Consider the following 22,309-nt stretch of genomic DNA (forward strand, 5'->3'; position numbering starts at 1 on the left):
GCCGCGGGGGCAGTGGGGCCGTGGTCTGCTCGCTTCCGAGCTCGGGGTGCTCTTCCGCCGCCGCCGGACCTGGGCCATGCTCTGCGCGCTGGCGGCGATTCCGATCCTGATCGCCGTGGCGGTGCGGTTGTCCTCCGCGGTACCGCCCGGCCGGGGACCGGCGTTCCTGGACCGGATTTCGCAGAACGGTTTGTTCGTTGGCGTGACCGCCATGCTGGTGTCCGTCCCGCTGTTCCTGCCGCTGACCGTGGGGGTGGTGGCGGGCGATACCGTGGCCGGAGAGGCCGGGCTGGGAACCCTGCGGTACCTGCTGGTGGCGCCCGCGGGCCGGATCCGGCTGCTGCTGGTGAAATACGCCGGGGCTGTGGCCTTCGCCGTTGCGGCGCCGCTTGTGGTGGCGCTGGTCGGGGCCGGGATCGGGGCGGCACTCTTCCCCGTGGGGCCGGTGACTCTGCTCTCCGGGGACTCGATCGGGGCAGCGGAGGCACTGCAGCGGCTGCTGCTGATTGCCGCCTACCTTGCCGTGTCGCTGATGGGCCTGTCGGCCATCGGGCTCTTTATGTCCACACTTACGGACGTCCCCGTGGGTGCGATGGCGTCCACTGTGGTGCTCTCGGTGGTCTCGCAGGTGCTGGATGCGCTGCCGCAGCTGGAATGGCTGCATCCGTGGTTGTTCAGCCACTACTGGCTGGACTTCGCGGACCTGCTCCGCCAGCCCATTGCGTGGGATTCCTTCCTCACCAATGCGCTGCTGCAGGGCGGCTACGTCGCCGTGTTCGGTGCGCTCGCCTACGGCAGGTTCATCACCAAGGACGTGCTCTCCTAGAGGCTGTCACCGGCCGTGGTGGCTCCGGCCGGGCGGTTCCCGGCCCCGCACGGCCGGTGCCGCTCAGTAGCGGGCGGCTACGGGGTGAAGCTGCATTCCTGACATGGCAGCAAGGTCGGTCACGGTAATTCCCGCGTCCTCGTTCAGTGCCTGGACCACACGTCCGCCTCCGAGGTAGATCGCCACATGGTAGAAACCCGGTGCCGAGCCCCAGACCAGCAGGTCCCCGGGCTGGGCCTGGGAGAGCGGAACGTGCAGGGGTGCCTGGGCGAACTGCTGGGACGCCGTGCGGGGCAGGTATTTTCCGGCCGCGGCGAACGCATTCTGCACCAGGCCGGAGCAGTCGAATCCCCGGGTGCCCGTTCCGCCGTACTGGTAGAAATAGGGCGCACCGACTTTGCCGAGGGCCACCGAGATCGCTGTCTGGTTGGACCCTCCCGGGGCCGGGGCCGGGGCCGGGGGCGGGGCAGGTGCGGGTGGCGGAGCCGGGGCGGGAATGGGTGCGGGTGCGGGAGCGGGTGCGGGCGCGGGTGCAGCCGGGGCTGCGGGACGGGGAACGGGCGCAACCGGCGCCTCCGGCGGCGCAGGAGCCGGTGCCTGCGGACCCTGAGTTCCCGAGGCGGAGTTTCCCGAAGCGGAATTGCCGGACGCGGGGTTCCCTGCGGTGGGCTGCTGGACAGGGTTCCGGTCCGGACCCTGCGCGGCAGCGGCGGTTACTTTCGCCAGCCGGTCCTGCTGGCGCTGCAGGTCCAGGGCATCCACGCGGGCCGATTCCAGGGCCACGGTGGTGTTCCTGAGATTCGCGAGCTGGTCCACCAGGACGGTCCGCTGCGCCCTGGCTTCAGACACGGCCTTCCGCTGGGCATCGCTGGCGCGTTCGGCGTCGAGCTTGCGGGCCTCCGCGGTCCGTGCGGCCTCGTCGGCGGCCCGGTTGGCGTCGGCGGCGGTGGCCGTCAGCGACTCAGCGGCCACGGCGGCGGTTTCCGCCGACTGGAAGGCGCGGGAGCGGCCAGCTGTTACGGCCGCCAGGGTGGCGGCCTGCTGCAGGGCGTTGCCGCTGCCGCTGACAAAGCTGCTGAGGGCGGGATTCAGCCCGCCGCTGCGGTAGAGATCGCCTGCGAGCTGGCCGATCTGCTTGCGTGTCTTCTGCTGCTCCGCCCCGGCCGCCGAGGCCCTGGCGGCGGCAACCGCGGCGGCGTCGCGCCGGAGCTGGAGTTCCACGAGGGCTTCGCTATACGCGTTATTGGCCTGCAGGGAGGCCGCGAGGCTGGCCTCCCGGGCCGCGGAGGCGTCCGCCAGGAGCCGGTCGATGGTGGCGACCTGTGCCGCCGTCGCGCTTTCACTGGACTTGGCCGCGGCAATCTCATCCGGAGAGGGAATCCCCGGCGAAGCCGGGACAAACAGGGCCGGGAGCTGGAGGGCCGGCGGGAGCGGTGCTGCGTTCGCGGGAGGGGCCAGTGTTCCCCAGAGGACGACGGCGGCGCAGACCGCTGCGGTCTTTCGGCCAGGACCGGTCCATGTCATGGGCAAACCTCGCTGCAGTGTCGGGCTGGAGCAGGTGAGCGTGGATTCCGGCGCAGGGGAGCCCGCGGCTGATCCCCCAGCACGGTCAGGCTACGTGCCAGTAGTCACTTTGGCAACACTGGTCACATGAATAACATAAACAACAAGTGTGTCATTTAGTCACATTCCCGGGGCGCGTGTCGGCCGCGGACTCCAGGTCCAACAAGGGCCAGGACGGGGCCCCAGGGCTCAGGCGTGCTGGTGTGACTCGTGCTCCGCGTGGGAGAGGGGTTCCAGCTGGAAGGTGCAGTGCTCGGTGTCGAAGTGCGAACCCAGGCAGCTGACGAGCTTGTCCAGGATCTGGTCGGCGCCGCGGGCACCCAGCGCCGCATCCTCCACCACCACGTGGGCGGAAAACACGGGCACGCCGGAGGTGATGGTCCAGATGTGAATGTCGTGCACGGACACCACACCCTCCACGGCAAGGATGTGCTCGCGGATCATCTGCACTTCCACCCCCTTGGGGGTCGCCTCGAGCAGCACGTCCACCACATCGCGGAGCAGGTGCCAGGCCCGAGGCAGGATCATCAGCGCGATGACGATCGAGGCGATGGTATCCGCCGTCTGGAAACCCGTGACCATGATGACCACCGCGGCGGCGATGACGGCGAAGGAGCCGAGCAGGTCGCCCAGGACCTCAAGGTAGGCGCCGCGGACGTTGAGGCTCTCCTTCTGGGCGCCGCGGAGAATCAGCAGTGACACGAGGTTGGCGATGGCGCCGAGGACGGCGGCGTAAAGCATGACGTCGGTCTGCACCTCGGGGGCAGAGCCGAGCCGGCGGATCGCCTCCGTGAAGATGACCACCGAGATCACGATCAGCACCAGGGCGTTGGCGAGGGCGGCCAGCACCTCGGCGCGCTGGTAGCCGTAGGTGCGCTGGTCGCTCGCCGGCCGGGCGGCGATCCAGGCGGCCAGCAGGGCGATGAAGACCCCGGCCGCGTCGGACAGCATGTGGCCGGCATCGGCCAGCAGGGCCAGGGAGCCGGAAACCAGTGCGCCGACGATCTGGATCAGGACGACGGCGAGGGTGATGGCCAGGACGGCGACCAGGCGCTTCCGGTGCTTGGCAGTGCCGGTTAGGCCGTGTGAGTGGCTGTGGTCGTGTCCCATGCCTACAAGGCTAGCCCCAGCCGAGCTCGTGCAAGCGATCGTCGCTGATGCCGAAGTGGTGTGCGATCTCGTGGACCACAGTGACCGTCACTTCCTCGATCACGTCCTCGCGTGTTTCGCAGATCTCCAGGATCGGCCGGCGGTAGATGGTGATGCGGTCCGGCAACGAGCCGGCGTCCCACCACGAGTCCCGTTCGGTCAGCGGCACGCCCTCGTAGAGGCCCAACAGCACGGTGTCCGGATCGTCGCCGGGCTGGGGTGTGTAGTCGTCCTCGATGAAGATGGCCACGTTGTTCATGGTCTTGGCAAGGTCCGGCGGGATCCGGTCCAGGGCGTCATGCACCGCGGCTTCGAAGTCGGTCTCGGACATCGGGAACGGCGGGTGGTCATGGCCGGCGCCGTTCCCGCCGTCGTCCGGGCTGTCCGGACCGGTCGGAATGATCGGGAGGCCTGGCGGCAGGGAGGCGGGCATAGCTGAAACTCTAGCCCCGAATCAGCGGGACCGGCGCCGGGTCAGACCCACCCCGACGAGGCAGATGGCGCCGCCGACCAGGCCCCAGACGGTGGGGATCTCGCCGAGCACCAGCCAAGAAATCAGGATCGTGGTGCCGGGCACCAGATAGGTGGTGGCGGCAAGCCGGCCGGCGTCGATCAGTGACAGTGCATAGGCCCAGGTGGTGAAGGCGATCGCGGTGGGGAAAACGCCGAGGTAGACGAGGCCCAGGGTGGCCGGCAGCGGGGCCGCCTGCAGTTCGGCGATCAGCTGGCCGCTGAAGGGCAGGCAGCAGATGGCACCGACCATGATCCCGAACCAGGTGGCCTGGGCGGCGGGGAACTTCCGCAGCACCGGCTTCTGCACGATCACGCTCACCGCGGCGAGGGCTGCAGCCAGCAGGCACAGCAGCACCCCGGCGACGTCCGCCGTCGACCGCTGGCCGGAACCCAGGGCGATCACTGCAACCCCGCCGAACGCGACGAGGCTGCCGATGATCAGCCAGCGCGGGAAGCCCTCTTTGAGGATCACGCCGGCCATGATGGCGACCAGGATCGGGTTCACGTTGATCAGCAGGGCGGCCGTGCCGGCGTCGAGGAGGTGCTCGGCGGCGTTCAGCGCCACGTTGTAGCCGCCGAACCACATGACGCCGTAGGCCAGGATGGGCCACCACTCGCGGCCCCGGGGGAGGGTGCTGTTCTTCAGGAGTTGCGGCAGCACCACCAGTCCCAGCACGACGGCGGCAATCGCCAGCCGGCCCAGGGTCAGGGAGCCGGGGGAGAAGCTCGGTCCCACGGCCCGGATGCCCACAAAGGCGGATGCCCACAGCACCACCGTCACGACGACGGCGGCGATGCCGAGCCGGCTGATCTGGCCCGGCTGCGGGGTCTTGGACGGGGAGGTGGGGGCGGGAGCGTGCGGCGGCACTTCGTGGGTGCCGTCCGGGTGCGAGCTGTCCGGCTGGGGGGAGCCTGTCTGGGCGGTTGTGGCCATGTTGCCAATCTAGCCCGCACAGGGACCCGGGGACTGGCGGAAATCGGCCATGTCTAGTCGAGTTTCTGCCACCCGGGGCGCAGCCGCGCCCGGCGGCTCACCGGAGAGGGCGGGCGGCGGCCTGGATGGCGGCTGCCACCTCGTCGAGGGCAGCCGATCCGTACCGCCACTGCTGCCAGTGGAGCGGCACATCGACGTGCGCGGCGGGGTCCGGGGAAACCAGCGTGCGGCGCTTCAGTTCCTCCGATACTTCGATTTCGGGAAGCAGCCCCCAGCCCATTGACCAGCGGATGGCTTCGCCGAACTCGTGGGCCGCCGGGACATAATGCCGGGGCGGCTGGAGTGCTGTGCGGCTCACGGACCGCAGGTACCGGTCCTGCAGGTCGTCCTTGCGGTCGAAGATGATGACCGGGGCGGCGGCAAGCGTTTCCGCCGATGCCCCGTTGGGGAACCATCGGGCGGCGAATTCCGGGGTGCAGACCGGCAGGTAGTGCATCACGCCCAGGCGCCGGGAGGAGCAGCCCGGCGCCGCCTTCGCCGTGGTGGTGATGGCAGCGGCTGCGGCGCCGCTGCGGAGGAGCTCCAGCGAGTAGTCCTGATCCTCGCGCAGAATCTCCAGCTGGACCCTGTCCGCCACGGCCGCCAGCCCGGGCAGCGCCCAGGTGTGCAGGGAATCGCTGTTGATGATCAGGGTCAGCCGGACGCTGGCGGGCTGCGCGCCGGGCTGCAACTCTTCGGCCAGATCGGCGGAGAGCATGTCCAGCTGCCGGGCGAAGCGCACCACCGCGTGGCCGGAGGAGGTGAGTTCGACGGGGCGGGTGCGTTTCAAGACCGGCCTGCCGACGGCCACTTCGAGGGCGCGGACGCGCTGGCTCACCGCCGACGCCGTGACCCGGAGGTGGCTGGCCGCAGCCTCGAAGCTTCCGTGCGCCACAATGGCGGCCAGGGTCCGGGCCTGGTCCGGATGGATGTCGATCATTAGCCCATCTTATGTTGGACAAAAATTATTAACTGGTTTCATGTTCCTGGGCCCTCTAGCGTGGAACCCGTGATCCTCTCCCTCCTTTCGGGCCTCGCCAGCGGGCTGTCCCTCATCGTCGCCATCGGTGCGCAGAACGCTTTCGTGCTTCGCCAAGGCGTGCAGCGCTCGCACGTCCTGCTGGTCGTTGCCGTGTGCGCCCTGTCCGACCTCGTGCTGATCATGCTGGGCGTGGCCGGGGTGGGCGTCCTGATCGAGCAGGCACCCGGCGTTATCGAGGTTGTGCGCTGGGCGGGGGCCGCCTTTCTCCTGGCTTATGGACTGATGGCTGCACTGCGGGCCATCCGTGGAACGCAGGCGTCCCAGCCGGTGGCCGGGCAGAAGGGCACCTGGGCGGCCGCGCTGGGGACCTGCCTCGCGCTGACCTGGCTCAACCCCCATGTCTACCTGGACACCGTCCTGCTGCTGGGGTCCCTGGCCGGCACCCACGGCCCGGACGGGCGGTGGTGGTTTGCCGGCGGAGCAGGCCTTGGCAGCATCGCGTGGTTCGCCGCCCTCGGCGCCGGTGCCAGGTTCCTCGCGCCGGTGTTCGCCCGGCCGGGCAGCTGGCGGGTGCTCGACGGTGGCATTGCCGTGGTCATGGTCACCCTGGCTGTGATGCTCGTAGTCTGAGTTTGTCAGCCGTCCCGCACCACGCCGCATCACGCAAACGACAAAGGAAGTTCCCATGTACGTCCCCTCGCATTTCGCCGCCGACCAGGGCGCCATCGACGAGTTGCTCTCAAACCCTGGTGCGGCCAACCTGGTGACCTCGACAGGGCGCGGACTGCTCGCGACGCTGCTGCCGTTCATCTATGACCCGGAGGCCGGCGACCAAGGGGCACTGCTGGGCCATCTTGCCCGCAACAACGACCAGTGGCAGTTGCCGGCGCTGGGCGAATCCCTGGTCATCATCCAGCGCCCCGATGCGTACATTTCCCCGTCGTGGTACCCGTCCAAGGCCGAACATGGCCGGGTGGTTCCAACGTGGAACTACACCACGGCGCACGTTTATGGCCGGCTGGTCATCCATGACGACCCCGCCTGGGTGGACGACCTGGTCCGGCGGCTGACCACGATGCATGAAGCGGCGTCGGCAGAGCCCTGGACCGTCGACGACGCGCCGGCGCGCTTCGTCGCCGGACAGCTCCGGGCGATTGTCGGCGTCGAACTCGTCATTACGAGGGTGGAAGCGAAGCGGAAGCTGAGCCAGAACCGTTCGGCTGCCGATGTGGACGGCGTCATCGCCGGCCTGCGGGCCAAGGGCGAGCTGGATTCGGCTCGCGACGTGGAGCGGGCGCAACAGGGCCTGGGCCGGCGGAGTTGAGCGTCCCGGCCGGAGGCGACCGCCGATTTTGGATAATCCGGGGGTCTGCCCTTATAGTTTTATAGTCCAGTTCGGAGGAACCCGAAAGGACAAAAACGGAAGGCTTCGGCCCTTAATTTTTGCCCTTGTTCAACCGAATGGCGTTCTGGCCCCCATCGTCTAGCGGCCTAGGACACCGCCCTTTCACGGCGGCGGCACGGGTTCGAATCCCGTTGGGGGTACGCAAGGAACTGGTCAAACCGGGTATGAAAGTCTGGTAGGCTAAAGGCCTTGAAAAATTGCAGTAGCGATACTGCAGAGAAGCAAGAAAATAGCAAGGCCCTGTAGCGCAGTTGGTTAGCGCGCCGCCCTGTCACGGCGGAGGTCGCGGGTTCAAGTCCCGTCAGGGTCGCTCTGATTGCCAGAAGAAATTCCGGCTCTCATGGTGACATGTCACCTAGGCTCTGTAGCTCAGTTGGTAGAGCGTTCGACTGAAAATCGAAAGGTCACCGGATCGACGCCGGTCGGAGCCACCACTGGGAAGCATCAGTTCTTCGGAACTGGTGCTTTTCTTCTTTAACCCCATCGACTGCTCCGCAACTGCCCTTCTGGCGGGGCAAAAGGGCAGTTGCGGAGCAATCGATGAGGTGGGGGCGCCCAGAGCGTCCGGCGCGCCAGTCCAGGGCGGGCCCAGCGTCCCGCAAGAAACCTCGAAAAAGCCGTTGACAGGGTCGAAGTAACGCGCGTAACCTAATTCACACCTTGCAAGTAACGCGCGTTACCTGCAATTCAGCTGGCCAAGGCGGCCAGCAGTGAGAACCTCCGGAGCATTCAATGGCGAACAGCACACAGGCGGCCGTCCCCGCACCCCGGGGGGTCACAATGGCGGACGTCGCCAAGCATGCCGGTGTCTCGCGGACCGCCGTCTCGTTCGTCCTTAGCAACCGGGAGAACGCCAGCATCTCGGACGAAACCAAGCAGCGCATTCTCGAAGCCGTGCAGACACTGGGGTACCGCCCCAACGCCGGCGCCCGGGCGCTCGCCTCCCAGCGCAGCGACTGGTACGGACTGGTCACCGAGATCGTCACGGCACCCTTCGCCGTGAACATCATCAAAGGGGCCCAGGACGAGGCATGGCTGGACAAGAAGTTCCTGCTCATCGCCTCCACCGAGCAGGCAACAGGCCAGGACGGCAGCCGGCACGCAGGCATGGAGGATGCCGCCGTCGAGAAACTGCTCGAACAGCGCGTGGCGGGAATTCTCTACGCCGCGACCTGGCACCGGGCCGTGCACGTGCCAGAGATCGTCCGGGAAATCCCCACGGTCCTGATTAACTGCTTCGACGCTGAAGGCAAACTCCCGTCCATCGTGCCGGACGAGCGCGGCGGAGGACGCCGGGCCACCGAGCGCCTGCTCGCCGCCGGGCATCGGAGGATTGGGTTTATCAATCTGGACCCCGACATCCCCGCTGCCTTGGGCCGGATGGGAGGGTACCGGGAGGCACTGGCGCAGGCCGGCATCGAATTTGACCCGAACCTTGTGGTGTCGGGGCACGCAACTGCGGACGGTGGGTACGAGGCCGCGTGTGAACTGCTGGACCGCCAGTATGGCGGGAAGGCGGCACGCCCCACGGCACTCTTCTGTGCCAATGACCGGATGGCTATGGGCGCCTACGACGCCATCAAGGAGCGCGGGCTCGCCATCCCCAAAGACATCGCCGTGATCGGCTTCGACAACCAGGAACTCATCGCGGCCTATCTCCGGCCGAAGCTGACGACGGTTGCGTTGCCCTTCGAGGAGATGGGTGCGCTGGGTGTCCAGACACTCGCAAGCCTTACAGCAGGACAGCCGATCACCGCACATCAGCAAATGGTCGACTGTCCGCTGCTAGAACGCTTTTCAGTCTGACGGCAAATCAACAACTGAAGAGCAACCCCAACCACACCTTCACCTTCAGCGATGAAGAGAGGAAAGAGATATCCATCATGACACAATCGCGATTCCAGAGGTCCGCCCGCATCGCCGCCGCCGGCCTGGCAGTCGGGGCGCTCCTGCTCACCGGATGTTCGGCCACCGCCGGGACTAAGGCCACCAGCGGCGGTTCCGCCCAAAGTGCACTGCTGACCATTCCCCGGGAGGACATGGCCACCTTCGTCAGGAACTTCAACCCCTTCGCTCCCACCGTGGCACCCATGACACAGCAGGCCATTTACGAATCCCTGCTGGTCTACAACCCGGCCAAGGGCGAAACCATCCCGTGGCTGGCCAGCGAATGGCAGGTCTCGGAGGATAGCAAGTCCATCACCTTCACCCTGCGCGACGGCGTCAAGTGGTCCGACGGCAAGCCCTTGGTGGCCGCGGATGTCGTCACCACCTTCGCCCTGCAGAAGAAGATCAAGGGCGGCTACGACTACCTGGACACCGTCACGGCAGAGGGCACGAACAAGGTCAGGTTCAGCTTCAAGACTCCGTGGTCCCCGGCACTGCTGGATCTGGGACAGCTGAGCATCCTGCCGGACCACGTCTGGTCCACGATCGCCGATCCCGAAAAAGACGCCAACGAGACGCCGGTGGGCACCGGCCCGTACACCGAGGTAGACACCTTCCAGGCCCAGTCCTTCGTCCTGAAGAAGAACCCCAACTACTGGCAGCCGGAGAAGCAGAAGATCGCCGGCATCAAGATGCTGGCCTTTGCCGGGAACGACGGCGCCAACCTCGCCGCCGCGAACGGCGACGTGGACTGGGCTCCCCAGTACATGCCCAACATCGAGAAGACGTTTATCTCGAAGGACCCGGACCACCGCAAGTACTGGTTCCCGCCCACGGGCTCCATGATCAACTGGCAGCTCAACACCACCAAGGCCCCGTTCAATGAAACCGATGTCCGCAAGGCTCTCAGTATGGCCGTGGACCGCGAGCAGGTCACCAAGATCGGCATGGGCGGCTACACCAAGCCGGCGGACTGCACCGGCCTGTCCGGAAACTACGAAACCTGGAAGAACAAAAAAGTCCAGGACAACTGCGACTGGACCAAGCTCGACGTTGACCAGGCCAACAAGCTCCTGGACAAGGCCGGCTACGCCAAGGGCGCGGACGGCAAACGCACGCTGAAGGACGGCAAACCCTTCGAATTCAAGATCTCAGTGGGCGCTTCCTCCTCCGACTGGCTCTCCGTGGCCAACGTGATCTCCCAGAACCTCGCGGAAATCGGGATCACCGCCAAGGTCGACTCCCCGGACTGGGCTGCCGTCGTGGCAGGCTACGAGACAGGCGATTTCGATTCCGGCATCGTGTGGAGCGCCAACGACCCCAGCCCGTACAAGTATTTTGCGGGTCTGATGGGAACCTCCACGGTCAAACCGGTGGGGGAGAAGAGCTTCGAGAACTATCACCGTTTTGGCGATGCGACGGCGGAGGCCCTGCTGACCGATTTCGCGGCAGCAGCGGACGAGGAAACGCAGCACTCCATCGCGGACGAGCTCCAGGAGGAGTACAGCGCGCTCGCCCCCACCGTCCCGCTCTTCGCAGGACCGGAGTGGGGCGCCTACAACACCACCCGCTTCACCGGCTGGCCCACGGAAGAAAACCCCTACGCCACCCTGTCGGTCCGGGCCCCCACCACGGTGCTGGTCCTGACCTCCCTGGAACCGGCCAAGTAATCCCCACCGCCACCCTGACCTCGCTCCGCTTCGGTCAGGGAACCCTGGCGGCATGGGCCCACGCGGGGCTTTAGCCCCAGACCTTTCGAAGTAAGGGCGTGCCCGGTGCCCCTGCACCACAACCGGCTCACCGGGCACGCCGCCCCATTTCCGCAATTCCCGAATGGAGGGAAACCGTGCGCTTTATCCTGCGCCGCCTGGGTTTCTACCTGATCGCCTTCTGGGTGTCCATCACTTTGAACTTCCTCCTCCCGCGCTTTATGCCGGGGGACCCCGTCTCCCGCATGTTCGCCCGCACCCAGGACCGCATGCAGCCCGAACAGATCGAGGCGCTGCGCAAACTGCTCGGCGTCGACGACCGGCCCATCTGGGAGCAGTACGTCGATTACCTGCACAACATGGTCACCGGCCAGATGGGCGTCTCCATCTCCCGGTTCCCCACCCCGGTCACGGAAGTGATCGCCTCCCAGGTGGGCTGGACCCTCCTGCTGGGCGGCACTGCTCTCGTGATCGCCGCCGTTGCGGGCAACCTGCTGGGCATCCTGGCCGCCTGGCGGCGCGGCGGCGCCATAGATTCGGCGCTGCCTCCGCTCCTGATCTTCATCGGGTCCTTCCCGTACTTCTGGCTAGCGATGGGCGCCCTCTACCTTTTCGGCGTCACCCTCGGCTGGTTCCCCATCCGCCACGCCTTCAGCGACACCATAGAGCCCAGCCTCAGCTGGGAGTTCCTGTCCGACGTCGGGATGCACCTGGTGCTGCCGGCCCTCACCATTGTGCTGGTCTCGATCGGCGGCTGGATGCTCGGCATGCGCAACACAATGATCGCCACCAATGCCGAGGACTACATCACCATGGCCGAAGCCAAGGGACTGCGGCCGGGACGGATCATGTTCCGCTACGCCGCCCGCAACGCCATGCTCCCGTCCGTGACCAGTTTCGGGATGAGCCTGGGCTTCGTGGTGGGCGGTGCGCTGCTGACCGAAGTGGTGTTCGCCTATCCGGGTGTGGGCTACCAGCTCCTCAACGCCGTGCAGGGCCTCGACTACCCGCTCATGCAGGGGCTCTTCCTCACCATCACCGCCGCAGTGCTGCTGGCCAACTTCCTGGTGGACATCCTTTACGTCCGCCTCGATCCCCGCGTTCGCGCCAATTAGGAAGGACGGACCATGACCACTTCCATCGCAACCACCGCCTCCACCGTGCACGGGGAAACCCCCGCCGGCGACACGCTTCCCGGAAGCACCACTGGAACGCCCGGCGGCGGACCGCCCGGAGCCTCCGTCCGCAGGCCCAACCACACCCTGCTGCACGGGCTGCTGACGAACAAGAAGGCCATGACCGGCGCAGCAATCCTGTTCATCTTCATTGCCCTGGCGCTCCTGGCCCCGGTCCTATACCCGGAGAATCCGTCCAAGATCACCGGCATGGCCTCGCAGGAGCCCGATGCCGAGTTCTGGCTCGGCACCACGGCCAAGGGCCAGGACGTCCTGGCCCTTACCGTCCACGGGGCACGCAGCTCGCTGCTGGTGGGCCTGACCGTGGGGTTCGCCTCCACCTTCATCGGCATCTTGGTGGGCCTGGCCTCGGCCTACTTCGGCAAGTTCATCGACGAAGCCCTGTCCCTCGCCACCAACATCTTCCTGCTCCTGCCGGGCCTGCCGCTGCTGGTAATCCTGGCCGCGTTCCTGCCGCCCGGCCTCGGCACCGTGGTCCTGGTCCTGATCGTCACAGGCTGGGCCGGTTCGGCCCGGGTGCTGCGCTCGCAGGCACTCTCGATCCGGTCCAAGGACTTCGTCGCCGCGGCCGTGGTCACCGGCGAACGTCCCCTGCGGATCATGTTCCGCGAAATCCTGCCCAATATGGCCTCCATTGTGATGGGAACCCTGCTGGCCTGCATCATCTACGGCATCGGCGCGCAGGCCGGACTCGAATTCCTGGGCCTGGGTGACGTCAGCACGGTCTCCTGGGGCAACAACCTGTACTGGGCCGGCAACGAGGGCGCCCTGCTCACCGGAAGCTGGTGGGTTTTCATTCCCTCCGGTCTCTGCATCGCGCTGGTGGCGTTCTCGCTGTCCCTGATCAACTACGCGGTGGACGAAGTCACGAACCCGCGCCTGAGGAAAATCAAGAAACCCGCCCTGTCCGGAAAGCGAGCCCAGGCATGACCGTCTCCCAAACCTCCTCCGGCCCGCACGAGCCGGTCCTGGAAATCAAGGACCTCACCGTGAAGTATCGAGGGGACACCCGCTCCACTACCGCCGTCGACCGTGTCTCCTTCAACATCGACACGGGCGAAATCTTCGGCCTGGCCGGCGAGTCCGGCTGCGGCAAATCCACCATCGCGAACGCCATCATGAGGCTCCTCAGGGACCCCGCCGAGATCGCCGGCGGCAGCATCCGTTTCGGCGGCAGGGACGTCACGGCCATGGGGCCGGAGGAGCTGCGCCGCTTCCGCTGGCAGGAGGTCGCCATGGTGTTCCAGTCCGCCATGAACTCGCTGAACCCGGTGATGACCATCGGGGATCAGATTGTGGATATCTACACCACCCATGCGGGCTACACCAGGAGGGAGTCGCTCCGGCGCGCGGCCGAGCTGCTGGAACTCGTCCGGATCGACCCCGGCCGGTTGAAGTCCTACCCCCACCAGCTCTCCGGCGGCATGCGGCAGCGCGCGGTCATTGCCATGGCAGTGGCCCTCAAGCCATCACTGCTGATCCTGGACGAGCCCACCACCGCCCTGGATGTGGTGGTGCAGCAGGAGATCATGGCCCAGATCAAGGAACTGCAGCGCGAACTGGGCTTCTCCGTCCTGTTCATCACACACGATATGTCCCTCATGGTGGAACTTTCGCACCGGATGGCCGTGATGTACGGCGGCCGGATCGTGGAGTCCGCCGCGGCCAAGGAGATCCATACCTCCCCGCTGCACCCCTACACCCAGGCCCTGATGGGAGCGTTTCCGCCGCTCACCGGACCCCGCGTTCCGCTTTCCGGCCTGGCCGAGGGCGTGAAGTTCAGCAACATTGCCGACCTTCAGGAAGTCTCGCCCGGGCACTTCGTTTCGCCCCTCCCCGTCCTCCAAGGAGCACATCCATGAGCACTCCGGTATCACCACGGCCGGCAGCGGACCGTTGCGTCTCGACCAGCCAAAAACGACGGCGGCGCCCCCGCCCTCGAGGTGAAGGCCCTGGTAAAGGACTTCCACAGTGGCGGGCTGTTCTCCCGCGCCTCGGTCCGGGCACTCGGCGGGGTGGACCTCGCCATCAGGAAAGGCGAAATCGTGGCCCTCGTGGGGGAGTCCGGGTCCGGCAAGAGCACCCTGGCCCGCTGCATCGCACGGCTGGAGAAGCCCACTGCCGGCCGGATTCTGCTCAATGGCACCGACGTGCTGAAACGGGACCGCTTCCAGGCGTCCAGGGAATACCGTTCGCAGCTGCAGATGGTGTTCCAGGACCCCTTCGGCTCCCTGAACCCGGTCCATCGAATCGAGCACTTCCTCACCCGGTCGCTGACCCTGCACGGCAAAGCCGGGACCCCCGCACAGCTGCGCACCCGCCTGGACGAGCTGATGACCACTGTGGGCCTGACACCGGACATGCTCAACTCCTACCCGCATGAACTCTCCGGCGGGCAACGGCAGCGCGTCGCCATCGCCAGGGCACTGGCGGTAGAACCCGAAGTGATCCTGGCGGACGAGCCCACGTCCATGCTGGACGTCTCCGTGCGGATCGGCATCCTGAACCTGATGCGCCAGCTGCGGGACACCCAGGGCATCTCCATGCTCTACATCACCCACGACCTCGCCTCTGCGCGCTACCTCGCGGACCGGATCGCCGTCATGTTCGCCGGGGAACTGGTGGAGGAAGGGGAATCGCTGGACCTGCTGGCCCACCCTGCCCACCCCTACACGCGGCTGCTGGTTTCGGCCGTGCCGGATCCCGCCCGCACCGGATCCTACGATCCGCGCGAACGGGCGGCGCTCCGCGCGGCGGTGATGGAGTCGGCGTCGTGCGCGTTCGACGGCGACCCGGAGCAACGCTGTTCCGCCGCCGAACCCGTCCGGCACCGGGTGGGCGATCCCGCCAACGAACACTGGGTGCGCTGCCACCTCTACCGGCCTCCGGCCACGGCGGCAAGCCACGCGCTGTCCGCCGCACCCCTCGAATGCCCGGATGCGTCGCCGGCAGACGGGTCCCAAGCAGAAACCAAGGCTTCCGCATGACCGAACTTACGCACCCCCTGGCCACCGTGCCCCGGGATGAACTCGTGGCCCGCGCCGAGGCGGACCCGCACCGGCCGCGCTTCCACTTCGTCTCGCCCGCCGGCTGGCTCAACGACCCCAACGGCGTCAGCCAGTGGAACGGGACCTACCACCTCTTCTACCAGTACAACCCGGAGGGCGCCTTCCACCACCGCATCCTGTGGGGTCACGCCACCAGCCAGGACCTGGTCAGCTGGACCGACCAGCCCGTGGCCCTGGAGCCCTCCGGCGGCCCGGACGCCGACGGTTGCTGGTCCGGTGTGCTGGTGGACGACGGCGGAACACCCACCCTGGTGTACTCCGGCCGACACAGCGGCAGCGAACTGCCCTGCGTGGCCGTGGGATCGCCTGACCTGCTGACCTGGACCAAAGCGCCGGAGAACCCGGTCATCCCGGCGCCGCCCGCTGGCGTGGATATCACCGCCTACCGCGACCACTGCGTCTGGCGGGAAGGTTCGCGCTGGCGCCAACTCGTGGGGTCCGGTATCCGCGGCCGCGGCGGCACGGCCTTCCTGTACGAGTCCGCCGACCTCCGCCATTGGGACTACATCGGCCCGCTGTTCATTGGCGACGCCGCCTCCGGGGATACGGCCGCCACGGACTGGCAGGGCACCATGTGGGAGTGCGTTGACCTGTTCCGCGCAGGGCACGGGGCGCTGGGGGACGGGGCACTGGGGGCCGGGGCACTGGGGGACCAGGCGCCCGGCGGCGGAGGGACCCGACCAGGGAGCGGCGGCACCGCCGGTGCCACCGACGTCCTGGTTTTCTCGGCCTGGCACGACGGCGATACACGCCACCCGCTCTACTGGACCGGCCGCTATGCGGGGGATTCATTCACCCCGCGGAACCTCCACCGGCTGGACTACGGCGGCCGTTATTTCTATGCCCCGCAGTCCTTCGCCGACGAGTCGGGCCGGCGGGTCATGTTCGGCTGGCTGCAGGAGGGCCGGACGGAGGCCGCGATGGTGGAGGCCGGCTGGTCCGGCGTGATGAGCCTGCCGCGGGTGGCCACCCTGGGTGCGGAGGGGGAACTGGCCTTTGCTCCCGTTCCGGAGGTGGAGTCGCTGCGGCGGGACCACCTCCGGCTTGGTCCCCGCACACTGTCCGGCGGGGAGGTCCTGGCCGGCGTGTCCGGAAACCAGCTGGACCTGGAGCTGGACGTCGAACTGGCGCCGGGCAGTGTCTTTCGGTTGGGGGTCCTGAGTTCAGCCCTCCCGGGCCCGGGTCCGGGGTTCGCCGAGGAAACCGTCATCGAGATCGGGTACGAGGCCGGCAACGGCGGGTTCCCGCAGTCCTATCTGCGACTGGACCGCTCCCGCACCAGCCTGGACCTCTCGGTGGATGCGGACGAGAAATCCGGCCCGGTGAACCTCCCCGGTGGCCGACTGCACCTGCGCGTCCTGGTGGACCGTTCGGCGCTGGAAATCTTCGCCAACGGGAAACCACTGACGGCCCGCGCGTACCCGACCCTCGGCGGCGAAGCAGTCAGCCTTTCTGCGGCCGGAACAGTCAGGCTGCTGGGGCTGGACGCCTGGCGGATGGAGGGAGTCTTCGGCGGCCCCCGACCGTTGTTCCCCTGACATAACACCGTCGATTGCTCCGTAACGGCCCTTTTGGGGCTTCATAACGGCCGTTGCGGAGCAACCGATGCGCAGGAGGTGCTGGGGACCGGTTTGGGATGGATCCCCGGGGCGGTGAGACAGTGAATGACGCGGGGCCGGAGGGTGACATTTCACACTAAATCTGATTTATGCGGCAGCATTTGACGCGCGAAATCTCCTGTGGAACGCGCGCGGATTGGACAATGTAAGCGCTTGCATTGACGGGGCAAAACTCGGTTTTTCGGGCCTCGAACCACGGTTTGATAAGCAGGCTTCGGCTTGCATAGCGTAGAAACCGGCACAGGAAAGGAGTCCTTTCCGAATCGCCAGCCGGGGCTCTACCCAAGCCCCGCCCCTCGACACGATGGCGTCCTCGATGACGCCTGCGGTGTTGTCGGGACTGTCGGAGTTCGGGGAATGAGGGCACACGCCCGTCATCCACGACTGGTCTTAACTCCGCGAGAGAAGCAAGAATGCACAGGCATCCCAATACACCCCTGATTATGCGGTGGCGCCCCGCCGCCGCAGCGCTGGCAGCCGCCATCGTGGCCTCAGCGTTTCTGGCCGCTCCCTCGGCCCAGGCCAACGAGCCTGCAGATCCGCCGGCGACGCAGATGCCGGCGCCGACTCCCGGCTTCCCGCTTCCGACCCAGCACAGCCAGCAGGCGTACGATCCGGCGTCGGACTTCACGTCCAAGTGGACCCGTGCCGATGCCAAGCAGATCATGGCGCAGAGTGACCCCACGGTCACCCCTGGCGAGAACTCGATGAGCCCGAACGTCACCATGCCGGAAATCCCGGAGAGCTTCCCCACCATGAATGAGGACGTCTGGGTCTGGGATACCTGGTCCCTCACCGACGAGAACGCGAACCAGATCAGCTACAAGGGCTGGGACGTCGTCTTCTCCCTGGTCGCCGACCGCAACGCTGGCTACGGCTTCGACCAGCGTCACTGGAATGCCCGCATCGGCTACTTCTTCCGCAAGACCAACGCCGACCCGGCCAAGGATAAGTGGAACTACGGAGGTCACGTTTTCGCCGACGGGGCCTCGATCGGCAACACTGAATGGTCCGGTTCCACCCGCCTGATGCAGGGCAACCAGGTCAACGTCTTTTACACGGCCACCACGTTCTATGACGTGGCCGAGCGCAACACGGGCGGCGGCGGCATCGCCCCGGACGCTGCCATCGCCAAAGCGCTGGGCAAGATCCACGCGGACCAGAATGGGGTCACCTTTGACGGGTTCCAGCACACGAAACTGCTGGAACCGGATGGCACGATGTACCAGACCAAGGCCCAGAACCCGGGTTTCGCCTTCCGTGATCCGTACACCTTTGCTGACCCGGCCCACCCGGGCAAGACCTTCATGGTGTTCGAAGGCAACACCGGCGGAACGCGTGGACAGTACGAATGCAAGGCCGAGGACCTGGGCTATCAGCCCGGTGACCCCAACGCCGAGAACGTGAACAACGTCAACAGCAGCGGCGCCTATTTCCAGACCGCCAATGTGGGCCTCGCCGTTGCGGACAACAAGGACCTGACCAAGTGGTCCTTCCTGCCCCCGATCCTCTCGGCCAACTGCGTCAACGACCAGACCGAACGTCCGCAGATCTTCATCCAGAATGAAGGCGGCAAGAACAAGTACTACCTGTTCACCATCAGCCACCAGTTCACCTACGCCGCCGGAATGCGCGGCCCGGACGGGGTCTACGGCTTCGTCGGCGACGGTGTCCGGTCCGACTACCAGCCGATGAACAACAGCGGCCTGGCCCTGGGCTCACCGACGGACCTGAACCTTCCGTCCGAGTCCCCGGAGGCACCCACGCCCAACCAGAACGGCCGCCAGTTCCAGGCCTACTCGCACTACGTGCAGCCCGGCGGCCTGGTGCAGTCCTTCATTGACAATGTCAACGGCGTCCGCGGAGGCTCACTCTCGCCCACCGTGAAAATCAACTTCCGCGACGGAGTTTCCGCGGTGGACCGCACCTTCGGCCAGAACGGCCTAGGTCCGTTCGGCTACCTTCCCACCAACGTCAACGTCGGCGGCGCAGGCCACTACAAGTAGTTCATCAATGAGGCAGTAACAGGGAGGAGGCGCCCGGGAATCCGGGCGCCTCCATCCTCTGTCTGTGCGGGCCTTAGATGAGGGCGTCGCGTCACCACCAGAATCAGGAATGTTGAATTGTGAGAGACCATCTACGCCCGCTGGTGCCGAAAAAGTTGAAGCAACTTCGACGCAGGCGACCGCCAACCTGGCTAATGACTGCAGTTTCACGTACCAAGCTGATCGGACGACGTATCGCGAGCCCCCGCACGATCTGGATTGTTGTGGCCGCAGCGGCCGCGGCGGTTCTTGTCGCGGTGGCTCTGGTCCCGACGACGACGGGTTCCCGTCCGGCTGCCGGCGGCCAGGCCGAGCAGGCGCTCGAGGGCGTCGCCGACGCCCAGGCCGAAGCCATGGCATCCCAGGGCCGTTACGGCTCCTACTGGATCAGCGGTGGAGATCACACCCTTGAGAAGCTGACGCATCCGATCCGGGCCGAAGGCGTGGCGGATTTGCGGAGCATCGAATGCCGCAACGGGTGGGTGGCAGCCGCACGGATTGGAGATGACGTCGAGATCAGGTCCAGCGTGGAAGACCGGGTCGTCCGTGCAGGAAAAGGTGAAGTCGTCCGCCCCGAGTGCATGTCTTCCGAAGCAGTTGCGTCCATGCTCTCGGATCTGGGCGTGCCGCGGCAGACGTCGTCGCCCGCGGCTTCAGCGTTCGACCGGCCCGAGGGGGCGTCCCAGTTCCGGCCCAGCTATCACATCACGCCCGGAAAGAATTGGATGAATGATCCGCAGCGTCCGATCCTGCTGGACGGGCTGTGGCACTACTACTACCTCTACAATGCCGGGTATCCCAAGGAAAACGGCACCGAGTGGTACCACCTGACAAGCACAGACCTGGTGCACTGGAAAGACGAAGGGGTGGCGATCGCCAAGTACAAAAACGGGCTGGGCGACATCGAGACCGGAAGCGCCGTGGTGGACCATGACAACTCGGCCGGCTTCGGCAAGGGGGCCGTTATCGCGGTCATGACACAACAGGACCAGGGCATCCAGCGGCAATCCCTGTTCTATTCCACCGACAACGGATACTCGTTTACCGAGTACGAGAAGAACCCCATCATGGAAAACCCCGGTGAACCGGACTGGCGGGATCCTAAGATCATCCGCGATGAAGCCCACGGCCAATGGGTGATGGCACTGGCCGAAGGCGAGAAGATCGGCATGTACACCTCGACGGACCTCAAGGACTGGCACTACTCTTCGGGCATCGAACGCACCGGTCTGGGCACCCTGGAATGCCCGGAACTCTTCCAGCTGGATCTCGACGGTGACCCGTCCAAACGGACCTGGGTCCTGGCCGCCAGCGCCAATGGGAGCGAAGAGGGATTCACCACGGGCGTTGCCTACTGGACCGGCACGTGGGACGGAACCCGCTTCACAGCCACTGACGAGGAACATCAGTGGCTAGATGCCGGCTCCGACTTTTACGCCGCCGTGACGTGGGACGATCCCAGGCTCACCGAAAGCCAGCGGATGTCCTCCCGGCACGCCATCGGGTGGATGAACAACTGGACGTACGCGCGGCAGCTTCCCACTGAGGACTGGCACGGCGGCGCCGACTCCATTGTGCGCGACATCAGGCTGAAAACGGTCACGGGAAAGCCGACCCTGGTGTCCAGCCCCACCGCTGCCATGGAGTCTATTGAAGGACCGGTGGCAACGGTCGGGGAACGGCGAATGACACAGGATGGCACAGGTCAGCTACCGGTTCCGGAGGGCGGGGCATACAGGCTCGATGTGACGCTTGAACGCACGGGAGGCGACGACGGATCCGAAGCGAGGATCGAGCTTGGAAGCGACAAGGGAACGTTCGCGACGGTCGGATATGACTTCGCGAGTGAATCGGCATTCATTTCCCGCGATGCTGATGCTGCCGACACCGGCAAGGCCGAACTCCCCCCGGACTATCGGGCGTCGCGACGCACCGTCAGCCCACCGCGTGAAGGGAAACTGGAGCTAACAATTTTCGTCGACTATTGCTCAGTAGAGGTTTTCATCAATGGCGGGGAAAAGACCATGACGTCACTCGTTTTCCCAACCGCGGGGGCGCCGACCATCAAAGCCGTCACGGCAGAAGGGTCCCTGACGCTCAAGTCCTTCAGCTACAGGCGGCTGGCCGCGACACGCTGACCAGTTCGGTCCCTCCTGGGCAGCGGCAAGGCGTCGGAGCTGCGCTTCCGGGAGGAGATCCGAGTGGCCTGCCGGGCCAAGCGGACACCTTGTCGCCGGCAGGTACTAGGGTGGTCTCAAAGAGAAGGGGGAGTGCCTCATGGAATACCAGGATTCTCAGCCTGCAGCGGCCCCTGTGCCCGGGGTGGCCACCAACCTGCCGCTGCCCGGTGCCGGCCGCACCGTCATTTCCGAGACCGCCGTCGCGAAGGTCGCGGGCATAGCCGCTCGCTCAGTGCCCGGCGTGTATTCCCTGGGATCCGGCCCGTCCCGCGCGCTCGGAGCTTTCCGGGACGCCGTCGGCAGCTCGGACCACGCCGCCGGAGTCCGCGCCGAGGTCGGTGAAACCCAGGTGGCCGTCGACATAGACCTGGTGGCGCTGTACGGCACACCCCTTCACGCCCTGGCGGACCAGATCCGAGCCGCCGTGTACGCGGCGGTCGAGGAACTCGTCGGGCTCCAGGTCATCGAAGTGAACATCGAAATCAACGACGTCTACGTGCCCGGCCCGGCGAAGCCCGGTACCCCGGCCGAAGCGCGGCCTTCAAGGGAGGCAATCCAGTGAATCTAACGGTTGTGGGAATCGCAATGGGCGCCTTCGCCGCATTCATGTCCTTCCAGTTCGGCGTATGGGGTTTCCTGGGCGCCCTGCTGTTTATGGGAATCGGAGCCCTGTTGGGCCGCGCCGCGGAAGGGAAATTGGACCTGCGCAGCGTGCTTGACGCTCTCACAGGCCGGCGTTCCTCCTCATGAGCGGGACAGCTGGTGCGGTCCGCGCCGCCGCGATGGCTGGACACACCAGGATCAGCACCCAGGCGCTCACCAGCGTGGCCCGGGCCGCCGCGGCGGAGGCCCTTGGCGTCGCGCCGCATGAGGTGCGGGCTGAGTGGTCCGACGACGACGGGCTGCTGGCACTGTCCCTTGTCTCACCCATCACCCTTCCGCCGCTGGCCGCGGTCCTGCGGGACCCCGGACGCGCCGCAGGCTTCGGCGGCTCCGTCTGGGACCGGGCCGTGGCCGCCAAGGCTGAGATCCTGCGCCGCGTGACCGAGCTGAGCGGTGCCCGGCTGAGCCGGGTCGACATCCGGATCAGCGGCGCCAGCGTGAGCGAAGGACGGCGGGTCCATTGAGTCACTCCACTTCTCACAATTCCCGCCAAGGGAGCCACGTCCCGCCCGCCCCCAGCGCCGCACCGTC

Annotated in this window: 20 protein-coding genes and 3 tRNA genes; 18 read left to right on the forward strand and 5 right to left on the reverse strand. The window is 66.5% G+C overall.

What is annotated here, in order from left to right; translation table 11 throughout:
• Nucleotides 1–25: 25 nt before the first annotated feature.
• Entirely contained in the window at nucleotides 26–826 is an 801-nt protein-coding gene (locus AC50YC_RS09810) for an ABC transporter permease (RefSeq protein ID WP_354172905.1), read from the forward strand.
• Nucleotides 827–889: 63 nt separating this feature from the next.
• Here AC50YC_RS09810 and AC50YC_RS09815 read toward each other — a convergent pair whose 3' ends face one another.
• From AC50YC_RS09815 to AC50YC_RS09835, 5 genes are all read right to left on the reverse strand, one after another.
• Entirely contained in the window at nucleotides 890–2,350 is a 1,461-nt protein-coding gene (locus AC50YC_RS09815; protein ID WP_494953356.1) for a C40 family peptidase, read from the reverse strand.
• A 228-nt stretch (nucleotides 2,351–2,578) separates the two neighbouring features.
• A complete protein-coding gene (locus AC50YC_RS09820; protein ID WP_494953357.1) occupies nucleotides 2,579–3,499 on the reverse strand; it encodes a cation diffusion facilitator family transporter in 921 nt (306 codons plus the stop codon).
• Nucleotides 3,500–3,509: 10 nt separating this feature from the next.
• On the reverse strand, nucleotides 3,510–3,971 hold the full coding sequence (locus AC50YC_RS09825; protein ID WP_494953358.1) for a metallopeptidase family protein: 462 nt from the start codon (nucleotides 3,969–3,971) through the stop codon (nucleotides 3,510–3,512).
• A gap of 21 nt (nucleotides 3,972–3,992) precedes the next feature.
• Nucleotides 3,993–4,985 (reverse strand): DMT family transporter, encoded by a 993-nt coding sequence (locus AC50YC_RS09830; protein WP_494953359.1) that lies wholly within the window; start codon nucleotides 4,983–4,985, stop codon nucleotides 3,993–3,995.
• A 97-nt stretch (nucleotides 4,986–5,082) separates the two neighbouring features.
• Nucleotides 5,083–5,964 (reverse strand): ArgP/LysG family DNA-binding transcriptional regulator, encoded by an 882-nt coding sequence (locus tag AC50YC_RS09835; RefSeq protein ID WP_494953360.1) that lies wholly within the window; start codon nucleotides 5,962–5,964, stop codon nucleotides 5,083–5,085.
• A 69-nt stretch (nucleotides 5,965–6,033) separates the two neighbouring features.
• Here AC50YC_RS09835 and AC50YC_RS09840 point away from each other — a divergent pair, with 69 nt between their 5' ends.
• The 17 genes from AC50YC_RS09840 (at nucleotide 6,034) to AC50YC_RS09920 (ending at nucleotide 22,242) form a co-directional block, all read left to right on the forward strand.
• Nucleotides 6,034–6,636 carry a LysE/ArgO family amino acid transporter gene (locus AC50YC_RS09840; protein ID WP_494953361.1) on the forward strand — a complete coding sequence of 201 codons (603 nt, stop codon included), beginning with the start codon at nucleotides 6,034–6,036 and terminating at the stop codon, nucleotides 6,634–6,636.
• Nucleotides 6,637–6,691: 55 nt separating this feature from the next.
• The gene (locus tag AC50YC_RS09845) at nucleotides 6,692–7,330 is read left to right on the forward strand and encodes an FMN-binding negative transcriptional regulator (RefSeq protein WP_494953362.1); all 639 of its coding nucleotides are present in this window, start codon (nucleotides 6,692–6,694) and stop codon (nucleotides 7,328–7,330) included.
• 148 nt (nucleotides 7,331–7,478) lie between these two features.
• A tRNA-Glu gene (locus tag AC50YC_RS09850) sits at nucleotides 7,479–7,551 on the forward strand.
• A 96-nt stretch (nucleotides 7,552–7,647) separates the two neighbouring features.
• A tRNA-Asp gene (locus AC50YC_RS09855) sits at nucleotides 7,648–7,721 on the forward strand.
• A 48-nt stretch (nucleotides 7,722–7,769) separates the two neighbouring features.
• A tRNA-Phe gene (locus AC50YC_RS09860) sits at nucleotides 7,770–7,845 on the forward strand.
• Nucleotides 7,846–8,143: 298 nt separating this feature from the next.
• The gene (locus AC50YC_RS09865) at nucleotides 8,144–9,217 is read left to right on the forward strand and encodes a LacI family DNA-binding transcriptional regulator (RefSeq protein ID WP_494953363.1); all 1,074 of its coding nucleotides are present in this window, start codon (nucleotides 8,144–8,146) and stop codon (nucleotides 9,215–9,217) included.
• A 77-nt stretch (nucleotides 9,218–9,294) separates the two neighbouring features.
• A complete protein-coding gene (locus AC50YC_RS09870; RefSeq protein ID WP_494953364.1) occupies nucleotides 9,295–10,968 on the forward strand; it encodes an ABC transporter substrate-binding protein in 1,674 nt (557 codons plus the stop codon).
• A gap of 176 nt (nucleotides 10,969–11,144) precedes the next feature.
• Entirely contained in the window at nucleotides 11,145–12,122 is a 978-nt protein-coding gene (locus tag AC50YC_RS09875; RefSeq protein ID WP_494953365.1) for an ABC transporter permease, read from the forward strand.
• A gap of 12 nt (nucleotides 12,123–12,134) precedes the next feature.
• Nucleotides 12,135–13,133, forward strand: coding sequence for an ABC transporter permease (locus AC50YC_RS09880; RefSeq protein ID WP_494953366.1), 999 nt, complete (start codon nucleotides 12,135–12,137; stop codon nucleotides 13,131–13,133).
• A complete protein-coding gene (locus AC50YC_RS09885; RefSeq protein WP_494953367.1) occupies nucleotides 13,130–14,065 on the forward strand; it encodes an ABC transporter ATP-binding protein in 936 nt (311 codons plus the stop codon). Before AC50YC_RS09880 ends, AC50YC_RS09885 begins: the two co-directional genes overlap by 4 nt.
• A gap of 81 nt (nucleotides 14,066–14,146) precedes the next feature.
• Nucleotides 14,147–15,190 (forward strand): ABC transporter ATP-binding protein, encoded by a 1,044-nt coding sequence (locus AC50YC_RS09890; protein ID WP_494953368.1) that lies wholly within the window; start codon nucleotides 14,147–14,149, stop codon nucleotides 15,188–15,190.
• A complete protein-coding gene (locus AC50YC_RS09895; protein ID WP_494953369.1) occupies nucleotides 15,187–16,809 on the forward strand; it encodes a glycoside hydrolase family 32 protein in 1,623 nt (540 codons plus the stop codon). The genes AC50YC_RS09890 and AC50YC_RS09895 overlap by 4 nt, the downstream gene beginning before the upstream one ends.
• 494 nt (nucleotides 16,810–17,303) lie before the next feature.
• Complete coding sequence (locus AC50YC_RS09900; protein WP_494953370.1) at nucleotides 17,304–18,896, forward strand: glycoside hydrolase family 68 protein; 1,593 nt, start codon at nucleotides 17,304–17,306, stop codon at nucleotides 18,894–18,896.
• A 194-nt stretch (nucleotides 18,897–19,090) separates the two neighbouring features.
• On the forward strand, nucleotides 19,091–21,073 hold the full coding sequence (locus AC50YC_RS09905; protein ID WP_494953371.1) for a glycoside hydrolase family 32 protein: 1,983 nt from the start codon (nucleotides 19,091–19,093) through the stop codon (nucleotides 21,071–21,073).
• A gap of 139 nt (nucleotides 21,074–21,212) precedes the next feature.
• Nucleotides 21,213–21,677 (forward strand): Asp23/Gls24 family envelope stress response protein, encoded by a 465-nt coding sequence (locus AC50YC_RS09910; protein ID WP_494953372.1) that lies wholly within the window; start codon nucleotides 21,213–21,215, stop codon nucleotides 21,675–21,677.
• Complete coding sequence (locus AC50YC_RS09915; protein ID WP_354172807.1) at nucleotides 21,674–21,865, forward strand: hypothetical protein; 192 nt, start codon at nucleotides 21,674–21,676, stop codon at nucleotides 21,863–21,865. Before AC50YC_RS09910 ends, AC50YC_RS09915 begins: the two co-directional genes overlap by 4 nt.
• Nucleotides 21,862–22,242 carry a hypothetical protein gene (locus AC50YC_RS09920; protein ID WP_494953373.1) on the forward strand — a complete coding sequence of 127 codons (381 nt, stop codon included), beginning with the start codon at nucleotides 21,862–21,864 and terminating at the stop codon, nucleotides 22,240–22,242. Before AC50YC_RS09915 ends, AC50YC_RS09920 begins: the two co-directional genes overlap by 4 nt.
• Nucleotides 22,243–22,309 lie beyond the last annotated feature (67 nt).

Source organism: Pseudarthrobacter sp. MDT1-56, from assembly GCF_059383555.1.

Coding starts and splice junctions, on each gene's coding strand:
- AC50YC_RS09815 (WP_494953356.1), bottom strand. CDS start 2,350: ATGACATGGACCGGTCCTGGCCGAAAGACCGCAGCGGTCTGCGCCGCC.
- AC50YC_RS09870 (WP_494953364.1), top strand. CDS start 9,295: ATGACACAATCGCGATTCCAGAGGTCCGCCCGCATCGCCGCCGCCGGC.
- AC50YC_RS09885 (WP_494953367.1), top strand. CDS start 13,130: ATGACCGTCTCCCAAACCTCCTCCGGCCCGCACGAGCCGGTCCTGGAA.
- AC50YC_RS09920 (WP_494953373.1), top strand. CDS start 21,862: ATGAGCGGGACAGCTGGTGCGGTCCGCGCCGCCGCGATGGCTGGACAC.
- AC50YC_RS09835 (WP_494953360.1), bottom strand. CDS start 5,964: ATGATCGACATCCATCCGGACCAGGCCCGGACCCTGGCCGCCATTGTG.
- AC50YC_RS09820 (WP_494953357.1), bottom strand. CDS start 3,499: ATGGGACACGACCACAGCCACTCACACGGCCTAACCGGCACTGCCAAG.
- AC50YC_RS09895 (WP_494953369.1), top strand. CDS start 15,187: ATGACCGAACTTACGCACCCCCTGGCCACCGTGCCCCGGGATGAACTC.
- AC50YC_RS09905 (WP_494953371.1), top strand. CDS start 19,091: ATGACTGCAGTTTCACGTACCAAGCTGATCGGACGACGTATCGCGAGC.
- AC50YC_RS09880 (WP_494953366.1), top strand. CDS start 12,135: ATGACCACTTCCATCGCAACCACCGCCTCCACCGTGCACGGGGAAACC.
- AC50YC_RS09845 (WP_494953362.1), top strand. CDS start 6,692: ATGTACGTCCCCTCGCATTTCGCCGCCGACCAGGGCGCCATCGACGAG.
- AC50YC_RS09865 (WP_494953363.1), top strand. CDS start 8,144: ATGGCGAACAGCACACAGGCGGCCGTCCCCGCACCCCGGGGGGTCACA.
- AC50YC_RS09910 (WP_494953372.1), top strand. CDS start 21,213: ATGGAATACCAGGATTCTCAGCCTGCAGCGGCCCCTGTGCCCGGGGTG.
- AC50YC_RS09825 (WP_494953358.1), bottom strand. CDS start 3,971: ATGCCCGCCTCCCTGCCGCCAGGCCTCCCGATCATTCCGACCGGTCCG.
- AC50YC_RS09900 (WP_494953370.1), top strand. CDS start 17,304: ATGCACAGGCATCCCAATACACCCCTGATTATGCGGTGGCGCCCCGCC.
- AC50YC_RS09830 (WP_494953359.1), bottom strand. CDS start 4,985: ATGGCCACAACCGCCCAGACAGGCTCCCCCCAGCCGGACAGCTCGCAC.